This is a genomic window from Lysobacter enzymogenes (genome assembly GCF_017168095.1).
Taxonomy (GTDB): Bacteria; Pseudomonadota; Gammaproteobacteria; order Xanthomonadales; family Xanthomonadaceae; genus Lysobacter; species Lysobacter enzymogenes_D.
This window is the reverse complement of sequence record NZ_LXSD01000524.1, coordinates 1-1,557: the sequence shown is the minus strand read 5'-3', so window position 1 is coordinate 1,557 and position 1,557 is coordinate 1. Positions and strand designations below refer to the sequence as shown.

Here is a 1,557-nt window from a genome sequence, read left to right as displayed (position 1 = left end):
CTCGCCGCGCCGGCGCCGCCCGCGATCGCCCAACCCTGATCCGTCCTGCGCCCGCGCGCCGCCTGCGCGGCGACGGGCCGCGCGCGGCCGCGGTTCGCCGCTTGTCCGCGCTGAGCCGTACCGCTGTCGCCTTACCGCAGATGCATCCACCCACGCATAGGAGCTCGAGATGTCGAAGTTGCAACTGGACGAACTGAACACCCTGGCCGGCTTCGTCGGCGCCGCGCTGGTCGACAGCGACAGCGGCATGTCGCTGGCCACCATCGGCGGCGGCGGTCTCGACCTGGAAACGGCCGCGGCCGGCAACTCCGAAGTGATCCGGGCCAAGCGCCGCGTCGCCCAGCAGCTCGGCCTCAACGACACCATCGAAGACATCCTGATCAGCCTGGGCAAGCAGTACCACCTGATCCGTCCGCTGGAGAGCAACCCGACTCTGTTCCTGTACGTGGCCCTGGACCGCTCGCGCGCGAATCTGGCGATGGCCCGCCACGAGCTCAAGTCGTTCGAGAAGACCCTGGACTTCAAGTAAGGCAGCGCAGCGATGACCGCATCGCGCGCGCACCGCCGCCGCGGCGGTCGTCGATGAGCCGGCAATGCGCGGCCGCGCGGCCGCGCCCTGGCCAGGAGGCATGGGTGGCATCCAAGCAGCGCTACGTGGTCGCCAGCGTCGACCTCGACAAATCCCGCGACGCGCGGCTGCACGCCGCGCGCGAACTGCTCGCCGGCGAACGCATCGAGGTGGAACTGCGTCGCTGGGACGGGCGTCCGGCCCAGGTGCTGGTGGTCGGCACCGAAACCAGCGCCAGCCGCATGGCGGTGGACACCGCCTTGCGCAGCGGCATCCCGGTGGTGCGCATCGGCCGGCTGCCGTGGGATCCCGACAGCGTGCGTTCGCTCGACCTCTACGCCGAACCCGGCGAACTGTCGGCCTGTCTGCGCGAACGCCTGGACGCGCGCGAAACCACGCACGAATCCGCGCAGCACGATTCCGCGCCCGCCGCCGACCTGCTCGCGCCGGCCGCGGCGCCGTTCCTGCGCCAGTTGCTGGCGGCCTCCGAAAGCGGCGCCTGCCTGCTCGAACGCGGGCTGTTCCGGCTGGTGATCGACCTGAGCGACGCGCGCGTGCACATGCTGCGGCGCATGCCGTATCCGGCGCTGATCGGCGAGGCGCTGGCGCCGAACTGGTTCGTCACGCCGTTGTCGCCGCGCCGCTACGCCGAAGAATTCGCCCAGGACGTGACCGCGAGCTACCCGCTGGAATCGGTGCTGTGGGACATCGCGCTGGCGCACGAGGCGCCGATCGCCGACGTCGCGCCCGACCGCGCGCTGCGCCTGCGCGCCTGGCCGCTGCTGTCGGCCAACCAGTTGCCGGTGCACTGGCTGCTGCCGCTGAGCTGCCTGCTCGAACGCGCCTGGGCGCTGCCGCAACTGGCCCAGGCGACCGCGACGCCGGCGCTGGAGCTCGAACGCATGTACGCCGCGGTGCTGGCCAGCGGCCTGGCCGACGGCGAAGCCGCCGCCGCGCCATCGCCGCCGCGGCGCGCGCCCGACGCACGC

At 72.4% G+C, this 1,557-nt stretch carries 2 protein-coding genes; both read left to right on the top strand.

Annotated elements, in window-relative coordinates:
- Positions 1-169 precede the first annotated feature (169 nt).
- Positions 170-529: a roadblock/LC7 domain-containing protein gene (locus A7A76_RS21050; RefSeq protein WP_206413141.1), complete on the top strand. Its 360-nt coding sequence runs from the start codon at positions 170-172 to the stop codon at positions 527-529.
- A gap of 104 nt (positions 530-633) precedes the next feature.
- A partial coding sequence (locus A7A76_RS21045) for a hypothetical protein (protein WP_206413140.1) occupies positions 634-1,557 on the top strand: 924 nt, incomplete at its 3' end.